The sequence below is a fragment of the Rubrivivax benzoatilyticus JA2 = ATCC BAA-35 genome, from assembly GCF_000190375.1.
GTDB lineage: Bacteria > Pseudomonadota > Gammaproteobacteria > Burkholderiales > Burkholderiaceae_C > Rubrivivax > Rubrivivax benzoatilyticus.
This window is the reverse complement of sequence record NZ_AEWG01000105.1, coordinates 103,687-120,048: the sequence shown is the minus strand read 5'-3', so window position 1 is coordinate 120,048 and position 16,362 is coordinate 103,687. Positions and strand designations below refer to the sequence as shown.

Annotated in this window: 11 protein-coding genes; 4 read left to right on the top strand and 7 right to left on the bottom strand. The window is 69.9% G+C overall.

Annotated features, from left to right (window positions below; all coding sequences use genetic code 11):
• Positions 1–87 precede the first annotated feature (87 nt).
• Positions 88–834, bottom strand: a complete 747-nt coding sequence (locus RBXJA2T_RS12680; RefSeq protein ID WP_009857783.1) for a hypothetical protein — start codon at positions 832–834, stop codon at positions 88–90.
• A 224-nt stretch (positions 835–1,058) separates the two neighbouring features.
• Between RBXJA2T_RS12680 and RBXJA2T_RS12675 the strand changes: the two genes are divergently transcribed.
• A complete protein-coding gene (locus RBXJA2T_RS12675; RefSeq protein WP_009857782.1) occupies positions 1,059–1,901 on the top strand; it encodes a GIY-YIG nuclease family protein in 843 nt (280 codons plus the stop codon).
• Between the two features lie 132 nt (positions 1,902–2,033).
• Positions 2,034–3,485, top strand: coding sequence for a DUF8370 family protein (locus RBXJA2T_RS12670; protein WP_009857781.1), 1,452 nt, complete (start codon positions 2,034–2,036; stop codon positions 3,483–3,485).
• A gap of 890 nt (positions 3,486–4,375) precedes the next feature.
• Here RBXJA2T_RS12670 and RBXJA2T_RS12660 read toward each other — a convergent pair.
• The 6 genes from RBXJA2T_RS12660 to RBXJA2T_RS12635 all read right to left on the bottom strand — a co-directional run bounded on the left by RBXJA2T_RS12660 (position 4,376) and on the right by RBXJA2T_RS12635 (position 14,191).
• A complete protein-coding gene (locus RBXJA2T_RS12660) occupies positions 4,376–7,597 on the bottom strand; it encodes an efflux RND transporter permease subunit (RefSeq protein ID WP_009857779.1) in 3,222 nt (1,073 codons plus the stop codon).
• A gap of 3 nt (positions 7,598–7,600) precedes the next feature.
• Positions 7,601–8,770, bottom strand: coding sequence for an efflux RND transporter periplasmic adaptor subunit (locus RBXJA2T_RS12655; protein ID WP_206026542.1), 1,170 nt, complete (start codon positions 8,768–8,770; stop codon positions 7,601–7,603).
• 132 nt (positions 8,771–8,902) lie between these two features.
• A complete protein-coding gene (locus RBXJA2T_RS12650) occupies positions 8,903–11,245 on the bottom strand; it encodes a putative bifunctional diguanylate cyclase/phosphodiesterase (RefSeq protein ID WP_009857777.1) in 2,343 nt (780 codons plus the stop codon).
• Between the two features lie 118 nt (positions 11,246–11,363).
• Positions 11,364–12,569 carry an MFS transporter gene (locus RBXJA2T_RS12645; protein WP_009857776.1) on the bottom strand — a complete coding sequence of 402 codons (1,206 nt, stop codon included), beginning with the start codon at positions 12,567–12,569 and terminating at the stop codon, positions 11,364–11,366.
• The gene (aroC, locus tag RBXJA2T_RS12640) at positions 12,566–13,675 is read right to left on the bottom strand and encodes a chorismate synthase (RefSeq protein WP_009857775.1); all 1,110 of its coding nucleotides are present in this window, start codon (positions 13,673–13,675) and stop codon (positions 12,566–12,568) included. Before aroC ends, RBXJA2T_RS12645 begins: the two co-directional genes overlap by 4 nt.
• 54 nt (positions 13,676–13,729) lie before the next feature.
• Entirely contained in the window at positions 13,730–14,191 is a 462-nt protein-coding gene (locus RBXJA2T_RS12635) for a CBS domain-containing protein (RefSeq protein ID WP_009857774.1), read from the bottom strand.
• 52 nt (positions 14,192–14,243) lie between these two features.
• Between RBXJA2T_RS12635 and RBXJA2T_RS12630 the strand changes: the two genes are divergently transcribed.
• Entirely contained in the window at positions 14,244–15,542 is a 1,299-nt protein-coding gene (locus tag RBXJA2T_RS12630; RefSeq protein WP_009857773.1) for an O-acetylhomoserine aminocarboxypropyltransferase, read from the top strand.
• Positions 15,539–16,345: an alpha/beta fold hydrolase gene (locus tag RBXJA2T_RS12625; protein WP_009857772.1), complete on the top strand. Its 807-nt coding sequence runs from the start codon at positions 15,539–15,541 to the stop codon at positions 16,343–16,345. The genes RBXJA2T_RS12630 and RBXJA2T_RS12625 overlap by 4 nt, the downstream gene beginning before the upstream one ends.
• Positions 16,346–16,362: the final 17 nt, after the last annotated feature.

The window sequence follows — 16,362 nt, the reverse complement described above, 5'->3', positions numbered from 1 at the left end:
AGGCCTCCTGAAGTTGTTGTTCTCGTTAGCGCCAGATGTGCTCTGGTGCGCGGGCCCGTCGCGACGTGAAAACGGGCCCGCTACGCCTCACATAATGACCCGCCCGCGGTCGCCGTAGCCCATCGGCTCGACCTGCAGCGCGGCAAGATGGTCCAGCAGGCCCTTCCGGCAGTTGAACGAGCTGTCTGACGACTGCATCCACGCGCCGCGCTCGCGCTCCACCCAGGTAGTGCCGAAGGCGTCACCGGCGTCGAAGCCGCCGTTGAAGGCGCGGACCATGTCGCCCTTGGGATTCACCGCGGCGTGCACAGACAGCTCGTTGAAGCCAGCATCTGAGACCGACCCACGGGCCGGCAGACCGTTGGGCAGTACGAAGTCGAAGACCTCGCCTCGGCGCATCTTGTCCGGGAAGCGGTTGTCGCCAGGCCGGAGGGTGAACAGCTTCTGCTCCAGGGCGGCGTTCACGGCGCAGACCAACAGGTTGCGCCAGGCCTTCTGCCGGGTCGTCTTGTATTCAATGTCGTAGGCAGAGTCCGGCACCGTCGAGACGACACCCGGCACGGGCGTGAGGATGGTCATCTCGAAGTCGAACTCCGGGTCGACCTCGTAGCCGAGCTGTTTCAGGCGCTCCACGAACCGCTGCGTCTGCAGCAGGGCGAAGGGGCGGTCTTGCTCAGGCCCGACCATCGCTGCCTGCATCGCGGCATAGGTCCGGAAGCCCAGGCTGTGGGCCAGCGCCTCGCTCAGGTGCGACGACTTGACGTGGGGGAACTCGTCGCGGAGCGACTTCTTCAGGGCGGCGAGCGGTGCCTCGCACAGTGGTGTGGCGGCCATACGGCACTCCAATCTGCGTGGTCGACGTTTCCCGATTACGCATCGACCCGGATTGAAGTCCGTTCGGTGGCGCGAAGTGCTGTGTCTGCTTTAACCCGGGAACAGGTTCGGCTCAGACGCCTTGACGCCAATGGTAAGGCATCCCGGCCCTGCGGGGGTACGACGACGGGACAGCCCGGCTGGGCAGGCGTGCCTAGACGAGGCAGCCCCTTGCTGAAACCGCCATGCCCATCGCCGAACTCGTCCTCGACAGCTCACCCCCGGACTTCGGAAACTTCTTCTTCAAATCCACTGACCAGCACACCTCGCTGGTCGTACTCGTTGCGTCCAAAGACCAGTTCAAGCGGCTGCTGGAAAGCGCCGGTGGCTCGCCGGGCCTCTACATCCTTCAGGCCGAGGACTCGACGGTCTACGTCGGGAAGTCTGTCGACCTTTCGGTGCGGCTGCGCAACCACAAGACCAACGAAAAGATTGGACAGCGGCGAGTCATGCTGATGATGCGGTACCAGGGCCTCTCCCGGTATCTCGACTACGGCGAAGCAAAGCTGTACGACACGCTCAGCGCGCTCGACTACCGACTTGAACAGTCGCCGTTGTCAAGCTCTCTCGAGGTCAAACGGCTTCGGTTGGAAAGCATGGACGCCGAGCACGTCGCCATGGCCGATGGCCTCGTCAAGCAGTTCCTCAGCTACAGCGTGGCGCTCGGGCTGACCCGCCCCGCGACTCCGCCGCCACCGCCGCCTGTGCTTCCACCACCTCCGTCTCCAATTCCGAGCGCGACGTCCACTTTCCTGCGCGTGCTGACACCGGTCGGAACAGTCATCGCAGAAGTCACGGCAGCAGGCACGTTCGTCGCCGCACTTGTTGCCGCGGACCTGACCAAAGTCGCAGGTCTCGGCTACGTCTTCGCAGGCGAACCTCTTGTCTCCAAGACGAAATCGACCAAGTACCCATTTGGATCCAAACCAGCGGGTGGCCAGTTCGTCATGACGCACTGCAAAACGCCAAACAAGAAGCGCATGCTCGAAAGAGTATCGGACGCGTTGGGATTGGGCTGGACCGTCTAAGTCGCCGCCTCCCTGTCAGCGGCCCGACGTCGGGTTAGCATGAGCCGCTCTTGATGCTCGGCGACAATCCGTTCGGGCCGAAAGAGCTAAAGCCTTGGCACATGCCCGAAGACTTTAAGGAGGCGGGAACGGATGATTTACTTCTCCGATGTGTTCGGCGTCGAGCAGGATATTCTCGAGGCGCATGGCGCCTTCAACATCGCGCTGGTCAACGACCTGCCCTTGTTCGTCGACCCCTTTTTGCTGTTCGACAGCGAGCGACCCGAGCTGCGTGAGCTGCACGACGGCATCATCAAGTACTTGGTCTTCGTCCGAGACCGCGCACAGGCCGACGAGCTGACCGAGGGCGCCATCTCTCAGTGGTTGTTCTTCCGCGAGGTCAAGCAGAACTGGCTTGGATTCAGCCAGCAAGGGAACAGTGGCACGGGCTTAGGACGGCACTTCGCCGACGCGCTGACCCGGAACTTCAAGCGCGTGTTCCGCAACTTCGGCGAAGAGACCATGACCCGGAGCTCCCATCTGGAGAAACTGGGACTTTTGAGCGGCGGCGTTGGCCGCGACCACCTCAGCGACTTCACGACGAACCTCATCAAGGGCTGGCTGCTGAAGTACACAGAGGACTTCGCCACGAGGCACATCGCGCCTGAACGGCTACGGCGCGTGCATGTCGACCGAGTTCAGTTCAACTACGAGACCCGTCGGTGGCAGTCTGGGCACTTCACGCTGCCCTGGCATGACAACGACTACGTCATCCTTACCCCGTGCGAAATCCTGACGCGCGACGAGGCCTGGATTAACCAAGGCGACATGCTCAGCCAGTTCTTCCAGCTGCGAACTTCGCTGCCGGACGAACACCTGCGCGCGCAGGTCAACGACCACTTCCTTCGGCAAATCACGGACAGGTCAACGCAGGACGAGCGCAAGAAGGCAGCCTTGCGGACTATCGAGCAGTTCACTGAGCTGATTGACCACTACATCAAGTGGAAGGAAGAGCACGCTGACGAAGCCCACGCCGTCAGCAGCCAGAAGGTGCAGGAGACACACCGCCAGTTCGTCGAGAACATCCGCGAGCTAGTGCTGAAGCACCTAGCCGGTACCGAGTTCTACGAGCGCGGTGACTCGTACGAGGAGGCCCTGCAGCGCGTGAAATACCTGAAACACGTCATTGAGGACAACGACGGGTACCGGGTCTTCTACGTTGACGGTCAGCCGGTGAAGCGCGAGAGCGACCTTCACATCATGTACCGGCTGACCTGGTACGCCACCGCTTACGACGTCAACGCTGAGGTCAACAACGGCCGCGGGCCGGTGGACTACAAGGTTTCGAAGGGGAAGAAAAACGCCAGCCTTGTGGAGTTCAAGCTGGCGAGCAACTCAAGCCTTCGACGCAATCTTGAGAAGCAGGTCGAGGTCTATGCCAAGGCCAGCCAGACTGAGAAGGCGGTCAAGGTCATCCTGTACTTCTCAGAGGCCGAGCTCGATAAGGTGACCAACATCCTCCGCGACCTTAAGCTCCAGGGTCGGGAGGACATCGTGCTCATCGACGCAGGGCGCGACAACAAGACCTCGGGGTCGAAGGCCTGAGCGCGTCGGCCGGGAGAGCGACTGAACCAGCTCGATAGCCTCAGCGCGCGGAAGCAAGGTGTCCACTCCTCGACACGGTTTAGGAAGCCCTTCGTGACGGCACGGAAGGTGTTGCAGCCGCTAAGTGCATCGGGCGGCATGCGGTGTTGGATTCGCGCGGCTTGTGCGCCTATCTAAAGTCCACGCGGCTATCGGCTGCCGACAAACTCGCCGTACGCGGTCTCCCAATCGAAGTAGGGGGCGCCTTACGCCCGGTCGAGAGCCACTTTGCCCGAGCAGACCAGTTGCTGCAGCCGGCGCTCGAGCCTGTCCTTGCGCTTGGCGCCGGCCTCGCCTTCCCAGGGCTGGTGTGTCAGGTTCTCCAGCGCCCGAGGGCGCCTGCCCAGAGCTAGGGCAACGCGGTGGTCATGCTTGAAGTCGGCGGCGCGGTCCGCTGGGAGGTTCGCGCCCCACATCAGCTTCAGCTTGACGCCGTTGGTGAAGCTCGTCTAAGGACGGATGGAGACCGTGTAGCCCGGCACGCAGATGGTCTGCTGGTTGGTTTCAGGGCGGACATCCGGGTTCAGGGCTCGCAAGGGCGCCGACCGGGTCGGGAGGGGAGCGCCAGCGTCCTGCGGGACCGTGCTGCAGCCGGCGAGAGCCGCGGCGAGCGCGAGCGGCAGGAGGTGGCGGCGCGGTGAGGTGATCGGCATGGCGGGGGCGTCATGCCCACGAGTGCCTGACCCGACCCAGGTCGTAGCGCGCCCGCACGGGCCCCTAATTGCGTCGCGGACCGGGTCTCAGAATGACCTAAGCCCTTGATTTAGCATGACATTGGCCATCTGCGTGATAACACCCACCTCCAAGAAGAAGGCCGCCCTCAGGCGGCCTTCTCGTTCAACGCTCCCGCGTCAGTCGCGGTCGGCACTCGCCCCGGCCGGCAGCACCCCGCCGCCGGGCTCGGCCGCCGGCGCCGGTTTCGGCTTGCGATCACGCACCAGGTAGCTGTAGAGCACCGGCACGACGACGAGCGTCAGCAGCGTCGAGGTGATGACGCCGCCGATGATCGCCCGGCCCATCGGCGCCTGGATCTCGCCGCCGTCGTTGAGCGCCATCGCCAGCGGCAGCATGCCGAAGACCATCGCCGCGGTCGTCATGACGATCGGCCGCATGCGCGTCAGCCCGGCCTGCAGCAGCGCCTCGGGCACGCTGGCGCCGTCGCGCCGGGCGTGGTTGGCGAAATCGACGAGCAGGATCGCGTTCTTCGTCACCAGGCCCATCAGCATCACCAGGCCGATCATCGAGAAGACGTTGAGCGTCGAGCCCGAGACCAGCAGCGCGATCATCACGCCGATCAGCGACAGCGGCAGCGAGGCCATGATCGCCACCGGCTGCACGAAGCTGCCGAACTGGCTGGCCAGCACGATGTAGATGAAGATCACCGCCAGCGCCATCGCGCCGAGCATCGCCGTGAAGGCCTCGTTCTGGTCCTTGGTCTGGCCGCCGACGTCGAAGGTGAAACCCGGCGGCAGCGAGGTCTCGGCGATCAGCTTCTGCACGTCGGCGCCGACGTCGCCGGCCGGGCGCCCCTGCACCCCGGCGAAGATCGCCTCGCGGCGCTGCAGGTTCTGGCGCCGGATGACTTCCGGGTTGACCACCGACTCGATCGAGGCCACCGCGTCCAGCGGGATCGGCGTGCCGTCCTTGGCGAAGGCCACCGGCAGCTTGCGCATCTGTTCGAGCTCCTGGCGCGCGTCCTGCGGCAGGCGCAGCAGCACCTCGACCTGCTCGCCGTCGGGCGTCGTCCAGTAGGTCGCGACCTCGCCGTTGACGTAGGCGCGCAGGCTCGACGCCAGCTGCGGCGCGGTCAGGCCGAGCTCGCGCACCGCCGCCGGCAGCAGCCGCACCGCATAGGCCGGCACGCCGGGCTTGACCGACAGCTCGACGTCGGCGATGCCGGGGATCTTCTTCACCTTCTCGGCGAAGTCGCTGGCCACACGCGCCAGGCCTTCGGGGTCGCTGCCGAGGATGGCGACGTAGATCGGGCGGTCGAAGCCGACCGAGGTCTCGATGCCCGGGATCGCCGCGATGCGCTCGCGGATCGCGTCCTCGACCTGCTTCTGCGTGCGGTCACGTTCGCGGCGGTCGACGAGGCCGATGTTCAGCACCGCCTGGTTGCGCCCGGTCGAAAGCCCGGCCCCCTGGCCGCCGACGCTGGTGGCGACGTTCTTGACCTCGGGGAACGAGGCGACGATCTCCTCGACCTGGCGCACCTTGGCGTCGCTGCGCTCCAGGCTGGAGCCCACCGGCATGCGGATCGACAGCTGCGTGAAGCCCTGGTCGGTCTGCGGCACGAACTCCGAGCCGACCAGCGGCGCCAGCATCAGCGCGGCGACGAAGCTCGCGCCGCCGGTGGCCATCACGACGCCGCGCGGCGTCAGCGTCGCCCAGCGCCAGCAGCGGCGCTGGCTGCGGTCGCGCCGGCCGTCGGCGCCGAAAGGCCGGGCGAAGGCCGGCACGCCGAACAGGCGCCAGCGCTTGGGGCCGAAGGCCCAGCGGATCAGGCGCTCGTAGACCGTGTGCAGCCCGTCCATGCCGCGGTCGACGCCGCGCAGCATCGCGCCGATGACCGGCAGCCGCGCCAGGCGCGCCGACGGCGGGTCGCGCCAGACGCTGGACAGCATCGGGTCGAGCGTGAAGCTGACGAACAGGCTGACCAGCACCGCGACGACGACGGTGATGCCGAACGGGTAGAAGAACTTGCCGATGATCCCGCCCATGAAGGCCACCGGCACGAACACCGCGCAGATCGCGAAGGTCGTCGCCATCACCGCCAGGCCGATCTCGCGCGTGCCTTCGTCGGCGGCGGTGTAGTGGTCCTTGCCCATGTGCACGTGGCGCACGATGTTCTCGCGCACGACGATCGCGTCGTCGATCAGCAGGCCGATGCACAGCGACAAGGCCATCATCGTCATGAAGTTCAGCGTGAAGCCGAAGGCGTGCACGGCGATGAAGCTGGAGATCACCGCGATCGGCAGCGTCAGCCCGGTGATGACCGTGCTGCGCCACGAGTGCAGGAACAGGAAGACGATGGCCACCGTCAGCAGCGCGCCTTCGATCAGCGTGTGGCGCAGGCCGACGAGCGAGCCCTTGACCCAGTCGCTGGCGGCGTAGACGAGCTCGATCTGGGTGTCCGGCGGCAGCGTGCGGCCGAGTTCGTCCATCGCCTCCTTGACCTTCTCGCCAGTGGCGACGATGTTCGCGTCCTGCTGCTTGAAGACGTTGAAGTTGATCGCCGTGCGGCCGTTGAGCCGGGCGAACGAGTCGGGCTCGCGCTCGCGCTCGACCAGCCGGCCCAGGTCACCCAGGCGCAGCGGCAGGCCGTTGCGGTGCGCGACGATGGTGTTCTCGAACTCGCGCGGGTCGCGCACGCGGCCCTCGACCCGCAGGATGGCGTCGGCGCGCTCGTTGCTGAGCAGGCCCACCGGCTCGTCTGCATTGGCCTCGTCCAGCGCCTTGGCCACCTCGGCCGGCGTCACCGCGTAGGCGCGCAGGCGTTCGGGGTCGAGGTCGATGCGCACCTCGCGCAGCGCCAGGCCGCTGACGTCGACGCGGGCGACACCGTCGACACGCTGCAGCCGGCGGCTCACCACCTGGTCGGCGATGATCGACAGCTCGCGCTGGCTGCGCGTGTCCGACAGCAGCGCCAGCGCGACGACCGGCTGCGAGTTCTCGTTGTCGAAGCGGTTGATCAGCGGCGGCTTGGCGTCGTCGGGGAAACGTGCCTGCGCCGCGGCGACGCGGTCGCGCACGTCCTGCATCGCGCGGCCCATGTCGGTGTCCAGCGTGAACTCGATGCTGGTCTGGCTGCGGCCCTCGAAGCTGCGCGAGGTCAGGCGCTTGACGCCGGCGATGCCGTTGACCGACTCCTCCAGCGGCTTGGTGATCTCACGCTCGACGGCCTCGGGCGAAGCGCCCGGGTACGACACCTCGACGTAGGCCCCGGGCAGCGCGATGTCGGGCATCTGCTCGACACCCAGCCGCATGTAGGAAAAGACGCCCAGCACGCACAGCGCGACCATGACCATGGTCGCGAAGACGGGGTTGCGGATCGAGACGCGGGTGATCCACATGCTTCACTCCACGCGCGGTGACGAGGCCGCCGACGCCGCGGACGCCACCGACCCGGCGCTGCCGGCCGGCGCGACCTGCGCCTTGGCGCCCTCGCGCAGGTTGTCGAAGCGCAGCGCCAGCACGGTGGCCTTCTCGGGCACGCCCGACAGCAGCTCGACACGGCCGGCCGCGTCGTCGCGGCGGCCGAGCTTGACCGCGCGGCGCGCCAGCACGCCGTCCTCGATGACCCAGACGTGGTCCTGGCCGCCGACACGCGAGACCGCGTCGACCGGCAGCGTCAGCCGTTCGCCGGCGTCCTTCAGCGTCACCGCGGCGACGGCGTACTGGCCGGCGCGCAGGCGCTCGCCGGGGTTGTCCAGCGCGATCGTCACGCCGATCGAACGCGTGCCGGACTCGGCCGCCGGGGCGATGCGCGCCAGGCGGCCGCGGAACGGCTCGGCCAGGCCCTCGACGCGCACTTCGGCCGTCATGCCGGGCGTCAGCTTGCCGACCTCGTGCGTGCCGACGCTGCCGGCGAGCTCGAGCTCGCGGATGTCGACGATCGTCAGCAGCTGCTGCTCCTCGGCCAGCTTCTCGCCCGGCACCGCATGGCGCTTGGCGACGATGCCCGCGATCGGCGCCACCAGCGCCGCCTCGCGCATCGTCGTGCGCACCGTGTCGCGGGCCGCGGCGGCGGCGTCGTAGGCGCCGCGAGCCGTCTCCAGCGCGGCACGCGAGTTCTCCAGCGCGATCGGCGAGATGAACTTCTGCTGCGCCAGCCGTTCGTTGGACTCGTGCGTGCGCTCGGCCTGCACCAGCGTGGCCTTGGCGGCGGCGAGCTGGGCGTCGCGCTCGGCGACGCGGCTGGCCAGCTCGGACAGGTCCATGCGGCCCAGCACCTGGCCGGCCTTGACGCGGCTGCCTTCGGCGACGTCCAGCGCCAGCAGCGTGCCGGCGGCCTTGGCGCGCACGATGGCCGTCTGAGGCGCGACCAGCGGGCCGGAAAACTCCACGCGCTCGGGCATCGTCGTGCGCTGCGGCAGCGTGACCTCGCGGGCGACGAACTTCAGCGGCGGCGGGCCGGCAGGCGCCTCCTTGGCGGCGCCGTTGCCGGCGCCCTTCATCCAGACGGCGGCAGCGCCACCGGCGAGTGCCAGCACGACGGCGGCCGACACCCAGGTTCTCGTTCTCATCGAATGCCTCCTGGCCGTCCTCGGGAGACGGGGGCCTGCAGTGTAGAAAGACCGCCGATCACCCTGGCGGCGCTGCGACGAAGCGCAGCGGCGGCGGCATCAGCTGCCGGACACGGCGACAGACGGCAGCGCTCAGGCGGCGTGGGTCTCGGCGATGCGGCGCTCGAGCGCGGCGGCCTCCAGCGGCCGGCCGTACAGCCAGCCCTGGCCGTAGTCGCAGCGCAGGCGTGTCATCAGCGCCGCCTGGCCGGCGGTCTCGATGCCCTCGGCGACGGTCGCCATGTCCAGCGACTGGGCGACGCGGATCGTCGCCTCGATCAGCACGCGGTGGTACTCGATGGTCTCGGCGTGGGCGATGAAGCTGCGGTCGATCTTCACCGTGTCCACCGGCAGCAGATGCAGGCAGGCCAGCGAGGAGTAGCCGGTGCCGAAGTCGTCGAGCGCCAGCCGCACGCCGAGCTGCTTGAGCTGGCGCAGCGTCGCCTGCACGACCTCGTCCTGCGCCGCCAGCGACTCGGTGACCTCCAGCTGCAGCACCTGCGGCGGCAGGCCGTGCTCGGCCAGGATCGCGCCGACGAGCTCGGGCAGCGCCGGCGAGCGCAGCTGGGCGCGCGACAGGTTGACGTTGAGCTGGCGCGGCGCGCGCGAGCCCAGGCGCGCGCGCCAGTCGGCGAAGCAGGCGCAGCTCTCGCGCAGCACGTGCTCGCCGATGGCGTCGATCAGCCCCACCTCCTCGGCGACGCCGATGAAGCCGCCCGGCGTCAGCACGCCGCGTGTCGGGTGGCGCCAGCGCACCAGCGCCTCGACGCCGGTGGCGCGGCCACCGGGCAGCGCGACGATGGGCTGGTAGACGACGAAGAGCTCGCCCTCGGGCAGCGCGCGGCGCAGGTCGTTCTCGATCTGCAGCTGCTGGCTGACACGCTCGTGCATCGCCGGGTCGAAGACCATGCAGCAGTCGCGTCCGGCGCGCTTGGCCTCGTACATCGCGGTGTCGGCGTCGCGCAGCAGGTCGTCGGGCGTGCGCGACTCGGCACCCGCCGCGGCAACGACGACGCCGATGCTGACGCTGGACTGCACCCAGCGGCCGTTGATCGTGTACGGCTCGGCCAGGTCGCGCAGCAGGCGGTCGGTGATCGCCCGCGCGTCCTCGACACGGCAGACGCCGTCGAGCACGACGATGAACTCGTCGCCGCCCAGGCGCGCCGCGGTGTGCTCGCCGCCGGCCCGCGCAACCGCGTCGCCCGGGCGCAGCGCCAGCTCGATGCGCCGCGCCATCTGCTTGAGCAGCTCGTCGCCTTCGCTGTGGCCCAGCGTGTCGTTGATCTGCTTGAAGCGGTCGAAATCCATGAACAGCAGCGCGAAGCCGTAGCCCGGGTTGCGCCGCGCATGGTCGATCGCCCGCTCCAGGCGCTGGATCGCGGCGGCGCGGTTGGGCAGGCCGGTCAGCGCGTCGGTGCTGGCGGCCAGGCGCAGCCGCTCGCCGAGCTCGCGCCGCGCGGTGACGTCGGTGGCCAGCGAGACGAAACCGCGGTGGCTGCTGTCCTCGTCGAACAGCGGCTGCATGTCGATGGCGAACCAGACCTCGCCGCCGTGTTTGCGGCGCGTCAGCACCTCGAAGCGCGCCGGGCGCTGGCTGCGCAGCGCCTCGTGGAACGGCGCCACGTCGGCCGAGGCGTTGCGCGGGCTGTGCAGCGCGCCGTCGACGGCCCGGCCGCGCACCTCGTCGGCCGACCAGCCGGTGATGCGCGTGAAGGCATCGTTGACCCACTCGATGCGGCCGCCGGGGTCGGTGACGACGACCACGTTGTCGGTGCGCGAGACCACCAGCGCCAGGCGCTTGAGCTCGCGTGTCTGCACCGCCAGGCGCTGCAACTGCTCGCGCAGCGCGCGCATCGTCGGCGCCGCGACCAGCAGCACGACGGCCGCCAGCACCAGCAGCGTCATGCCCACGCCCCACTGCAGCACGCTGGACTGGCGCGCGCTGCGCTCCAGCGAGGCCTCGTGCAGGCGGCGGTACAGCAGGTCGGCGCCGGCGAGCGCAGGCTCCACCTCCTCCTGCAGGGTCTCGGCGACCCGGGTCGCGTTGTCCGCATCACGGCGCGCGAGGTGCCAGTCCAGCGTGTCGGCGCGATACCAGAGGCGCTCTCGCACCACGTGCCAGCGCGCCAGCGCGGTGGCGACCTCGTCCTCGTCGTGCCATGAGAGCGTCTGCTGCGCCGCCAGCAGCGCCTCGATGCGCAACTCGGTGCTGCGCGACCGGTCGATCGCCTCGGACAGCAGCGCCGTGTCCACGGTCCCCGTCATGCCGCCGCCGGCGACCATCGCCGCCAGGCGGCCGACCTGCTGGCAGAAGCCGCGCTGCGCGCCGGCCAGGCCGATCAGCTCGGCATCCAGCGCACGCACGCGCTCGAGCCGGCCGTTGTACCAGGACTGGAAGCCGGCCAGCGCCACCAGCGTCGCGAAAGTGAACCACAACGCATAGCGGATGCGGCGGTGCGCTCGGTCAACGCTGCCAGGCGTCGTCGACGGGCTGGTGTCCATCAGGGGCGGGGGGGAGGGAAAGTCGCGGCCGGCGCGGACTGCGCCACGGCGTTTATCGGCCGTTGGGTGCGCCGGCTGAAGCGGTTTCGTGCACCACGCGGTCGTGGCGCGCGGCACGCGCCGCGGCGGCCGCACCGCCCAGGCCGGCGACGGCGGCCAGCCAGAACACCGCCGGCAGGCCGTGGTGCTCGGCGACCCAGCCGCCGGCCAGGCCACCGCAGACGCCCGGCACGCCGTAGCCCAGCACCGAGTACAGCGCCTGGCCGCGGGTGCGCAGCGCGCCGGGGAAGTGACGGCTCACCAGCACGATGCTGGCGGCGTGGTGGGCAGCGAAGGTCAGCGCGTGCAGCAGCTGCGCGGCCACCAGCAGCGCCGTCGAGCCCTCGGCCGCGGCCGTCATCGCGAAACGCGCCGCCGACGCCAGCCCGGCCCACTGCAGCCAGCGGTAGGCGTCGAAACGCGCCAGCGCCTGGCCCTGGAACCAGAAGAAGACGATCTCGACAGCCACCGACACCGCCCACAGCGCGCCGACCGCCGACTTCGGGTAGCCGCGCGCGTCCAGCAGCAGCGAGAAGAAGGCGTAGAGCGCGGTGTGCCCCAGCACCGTCAACGCCACCGAGGCGAAGAACCAGGCCACCGCGGGCCGGCGCAGCACCGGCAGCACCGGCGGCGGCAGCGCTGCGCCGGCGGCCTTGGCCCCGGGCTCGGGCAGGCGCATCGCGACCGCCAGCAGCAGCGCGTACAGCAGGCACAGCAGCACCGGGAACAGCGAGATGCCGGCACGCTGCAGCAGCGCGCCGGCGGCGACGACCGAGACCACGAAGCCGATCGAGCCCCAGACGCGCACGCGGCCGTAGCGCCGCGCGTCGAAGCCGCCGGTGGCGCTGAGCCGCGAGGCCAGCGCCGACTCGGACAGCGGCACGATGGCGCCGTTGGCCAGGAACAGCAGCGCGGTGCAGGCCGCCACCGCCCATTCGCCACGCACGAAGAGAAAGCCGCTGGCGGCCACCAGCGCCGCAGCCGCCGCCAGGCGGATCAGCCGCACGCGCGAGGCGCCGTGGTCGGCCCACCAGCCCCAGCCGTAGGGCGCGACGACGCGTGTCCAGCTCTGCAGCGAGGCCACGGCGCCGATCAGCAGCGTCGAGAAGCCCAGCTCCTTGAACCACAGCGGCGCGTAGGGGTTGAACAGCGCGATGCCGGCGAAATAGACGAACCAGACCGCGCCGAAGGCGCGCAGCCCGGTGGGCGCGGGGTTCAAGCGCCGGCCGGCCGGGCCGCGGGGATCGGCGGGATCGGCAGCTCGACGTCGCCGCACTGCGCACGCTGGCGCAGCACGTGGTCCATCACCACCAGCGCCAGCAGCGCCTCGGCGATCGGCGTCGCGCGGATGCCGACGCAGGGGTCGTGGCGGCCGTGGGTCTCGACCGTCGTCGGCTGGCCGGCACGGTCGATCGAGGCGCGTGCGATGCGGATCGAGCTCGTCGGCTTGATCGCCAGGCGCACGACGATCTCCTGCCCGGTCGAGATGCCGCCGAGCACGCCGCCGGCGTGGTTGCTGGCGAAACCTTCGGGCGTCAGCTCGTCGCCGTGTTCGCTGCCGCGCTGGGCGACGCAGGCGAAGCCGGCGCCGATCTCGACGCCCTTGACGGCGTTGAGGCCCATCATCGCGTGCGCGATGTCGGCGTCCAGGCGGTCATAGAGCGGCTCGCCCAGGCCGGCCGGCACGCCGCGCGCACGGACCTCGATGCGCGCGCCGCAGGAGTCGCCGGCCTTGCGCAGCGCGTCCATGTAGGCCTCCAGGCGCGGGATGTCGCGGGTGTTGGCGGCGAAGAAGTCGTTGGCGCCGATGTGGCGCTCGTCCTCGAACGGGATCTCGATCTCGCCGAGCGCGCTCATCCAGCCGGTGAACGTGCAGCCGTGGCGTTCCTTCAGCCACTTGCGCGCGACGGCGCCGGCGGCCACCGTCGACGCCGTCGTGCGTGCCGACGAGCGGCCGCCGCCGCGCGGGTCGCGCAGGCCGTACTTGCGCCAATAGGCGTAGTCGGCGTGCCCGGGGCGGAAGGTGTCCAGCAGGTTGCCGTAGTCCTTGCTGCGCTGGTCGGTGTTGGGGATCAGCAGCGCGATCGGCGTGCCGGTGGTGCGGCCTTCGTAGACGCCCGACAGGATCTGCACCCGGTCGGCTTCCTGGCGCTGCGTGACGTGGCGGCTGGTGCCCGGGCGGCGGCGGTCGAGCTCGGGCTGGATGTCGGCTTCCGACAGTTCCAGGCCGGGCGGGCAGCCGTCGATGACGCAGCCGATCGCCGGGCCGTGGCTCTCGCCGAAGTTGGTGACGCGAAAGAGTTCGCCGAGGGTGCTGCCGGACATGGGAACGCTGCGTTGGGGGCAGCGGATTCTATGCGGGGGCCCCCGGCCGGCCGCTCAGGCCGCCGGCTGCGCCGGCGTGTCTTCCTCGGGCCAGTCCTTGATGTAGGCCTTCAGCATGCGGTTCTCGAAGTCCTGCGCGTCGACCACCGACTTGGCGACGTCGTAGAACGAGATCACGCCCATCAGCGTGCCGTGGTCGAGCACCGGCATGTAGCGCGCGTGGCGCAGCAGCATCATGCGGCGCACCTCGTCGATGTTGGTCTCGGGCGTGCAGGTCAGCGGCGCGTCGTCCATCACCGAGCGAACGTGGCGCGTGCCGACGTTGCCGTGGCATTCGACGACCGCCGAGATCACCTCGCGGAAGGTCAGCATGCCGACGAGGTCGCCGTGCTCCATCACGACCAGCGAGCCGACGTCGAATTCGGACATCGATTTCATCGCCTCGGCGAGCAGCTGGTCCGGCGAAACCGTGTACGTCGTGTTGCCCTTGACGCGCAGGATGTCGGTGACTTTCATGCGGGCAATATAGCCCACAATCCGGCGCCATCCCCCCTGTGGAAGGTCCGTCATGGCCGGTCCCGCCGACCCTGGTTTCGACACGCTGGCGCTGCATGCCGGCGCCGCACCCGACCCCGCCACCGGCGCCCGCGCGGTGCCGATCCACCTGACGACGAGCTTCGTCTTCGACAGCGCCGAAGGTGCCGCCGCGCTCTTCGACCAGGAACGTTCGGGCCACGTCTACAGCCGCATCAGCAACCCGACGACGGCGGTCTTCGAGGAGCGCATGGCGGCGCTCGAAGGCGGCGTCGGCGCGATCGCCACGGCCAGCGGCCAGGCCGCGCTTCACCTGGCGATCACGACGATTGCCGGTGCCGGCAGCCATGTCGTCGCCTCGCGCGCGCTGTATGGCGGCTCGCACAACCTGCTGGCTTACACGCTGCCGCGTTTCGGCATCGAGACGAGCTTCGTCGATCCCGGCGACGTAGCCGCCTGGCGCGCAGCGATCCGGCCGAACACCCGGCTGCTGTTCGGCGAGACACTCGGCAACCCGGGGCTCGACGTGCTCGACATCCCGGCGGTGGCCGCCGTCGCGCACGACGCCGGGCTGCCGCTGCTCGTCGACTCGACCTTCACCACGCCCTGGCTGATCCGGCCCTTCGATCACGGTGCCGACCTCGTCTTCCACTCGGCGACCAAGTTCCTGTCCGGCCACGGCACCGTCGTCGGCGGCGTGCTGGTCGACGGCGGCAGCTTCGACTGGGAGGCCTCGGGGCGTTTCCCCGAGCTGACCGAGCCCTACGCGGGCTTTCACGGCATGGTCTTCAGCGAGGAGAGCACGGTCGCCGCCTTCCTGCTGCGCGCGCGCCGCGAAGGCCTGCGCGACTTCGGCGCCTGCATGAGCCCGCACACCGCGTGGCTGGTGCTGCAGGGGCTGGAGACGCTGCCGCTGCGCATGGCGCGCCACGTCGACAACGCACGCCGCGTCGCCGAGTTCCTGGCCGGCCAGCCCTTCGTCGAACGGGTTCGACACCCCGATCTGCCGGGGCACCCGAGCCACGAACTGGCGAAGCGCCTGCTGCCGCGCGGCTGCGGCTCGGTGTTCAGCGTCGACCTGCGCGGCAGCCGCCGCCAGGGCCAGGCCTTCATCGAGGCGCTGCAGATCTTCTCCCACCTGGCCAACGTCGGCGACTGCCGCTCGCTCGTCATCCACCCGGCGTCGACGACGCACTTCCGCATGGACGACGCGGCGCTGGCCGCCGCCGGCATCGGGCCGGGCACGGTGCGGCTGTCGATCGGGCTCGAAGACCCGGCCGACCTGATCGAGGACCTGAAGCGGGCGCTGAAGGCCGCGGAGCGTGCGGCATGAAGCTCGTCGTCAACGGCCACACGCTGTACGCCTACACCGGCGGCGTCGAGTTCGACCCCGCCCTGCCCTGCGTCGTCTTCGTGCACGGCGCGCTCAACGACCACAGCGTCTGGACGCTGCTGGCGCGCTGGTTCGCGCACCACGGCCGCTCGGTGCTGGCCGTCGACCTGCCCGGCCACGGCCGCAGCGAGGGGCCGCCGCCGGCCAGCGTCGAAGCCGCCGCCGACGGCCTGCTGGCGCTGCTCGACGCCGCCGGCGTCGAGCGCGCGGCCATCGTCGGCCACAGCCTGGGCTCGCTGATCGCGCTGGAGGCCGCGGCACGCGCCCCCGAGCGCATCACGCAGCTGGGCCTGATCGGCACCGCGTTCCCGATGAAGGTCAGCCCGGCGCTGCTGGCGACCGCACGCGAGACGCCGCAAGCGGCGATCGACCTGGTCAACACCTTCTCGCTGTCGACGATCGCCGCCAAACCTTCGTTCCCGGCACCCGGCGCCTGGCTGCACGGCGGCCAGCGCGCGCTGATGCGCCGGATGCAGGGCCAGGCCGAAGCCGGCGGGCTGAACCTCTTCGCGCACGACTTCGCGATCTGCGACGCCTATGCCGGCGGCCTGCAGGCCGCGGCGGCCGTGCGCTGCCCGGCGGCGCTGGTGCTGGGCCGGCGCGACTCGATGACACCGCCGCGTGCGGCGCGTGAACTCGGCGAGGCGCTGCGCGCGACGGTGACGACGCTGCCGGCCGGCCATTCGCTGATGGCCGAGGCGCCCGACGGCGTGCTCGCGGCACTGCGCGCGCTGCTCGATTGAGCCGGCGCCGGCGGCGC

Bases quoted from the DNA above. Each gene is read 5' to 3' on its own strand.
- RBXJA2T_RS12680 (WP_009857783.1), bottom strand. From the start codon at position 834: ATGGCCGCCACACCACTGTGCGAGGCACCGCTCGCCGCCCTGAAGAAG.
- RBXJA2T_RS12675 (WP_009857782.1), top strand. From the start codon at position 1,059: ATGCCCATCGCCGAACTCGTCCTCGACAGCTCACCCCCGGACTTCGGA.
- RBXJA2T_RS12670 (WP_009857781.1), top strand. From the start codon at position 2,034: ATGATTTACTTCTCCGATGTGTTCGGCGTCGAGCAGGATATTCTCGAG.
- RBXJA2T_RS12660 (WP_009857779.1), bottom strand. From the start codon at position 7,597: ATGTGGATCACCCGCGTCTCGATCCGCAACCCCGTCTTCGCGACCATG.
- RBXJA2T_RS12655 (WP_206026542.1), bottom strand. From the start codon at position 8,770: ATGAGAACGAGAACCTGGGTGTCGGCCGCCGTCGTGCTGGCACTCGCC.
- aroC (WP_009857775.1), bottom strand. From the start codon at position 13,675: ATGTCCGGCAGCACCCTCGGCGAACTCTTTCGCGTCACCAACTTCGGC.
- RBXJA2T_RS12635 (WP_009857774.1), bottom strand. From the start codon at position 14,191: ATGAAAGTCACCGACATCCTGCGCGTCAAGGGCAACACGACGTACACG.
- RBXJA2T_RS12630 (WP_009857773.1), top strand. From the start codon at position 14,244: ATGGCCGGTCCCGCCGACCCTGGTTTCGACACGCTGGCGCTGCATGCC.
- RBXJA2T_RS12625 (WP_009857772.1), top strand. From the start codon at position 15,539: ATGAAGCTCGTCGTCAACGGCCACACGCTGTACGCCTACACCGGCGGC.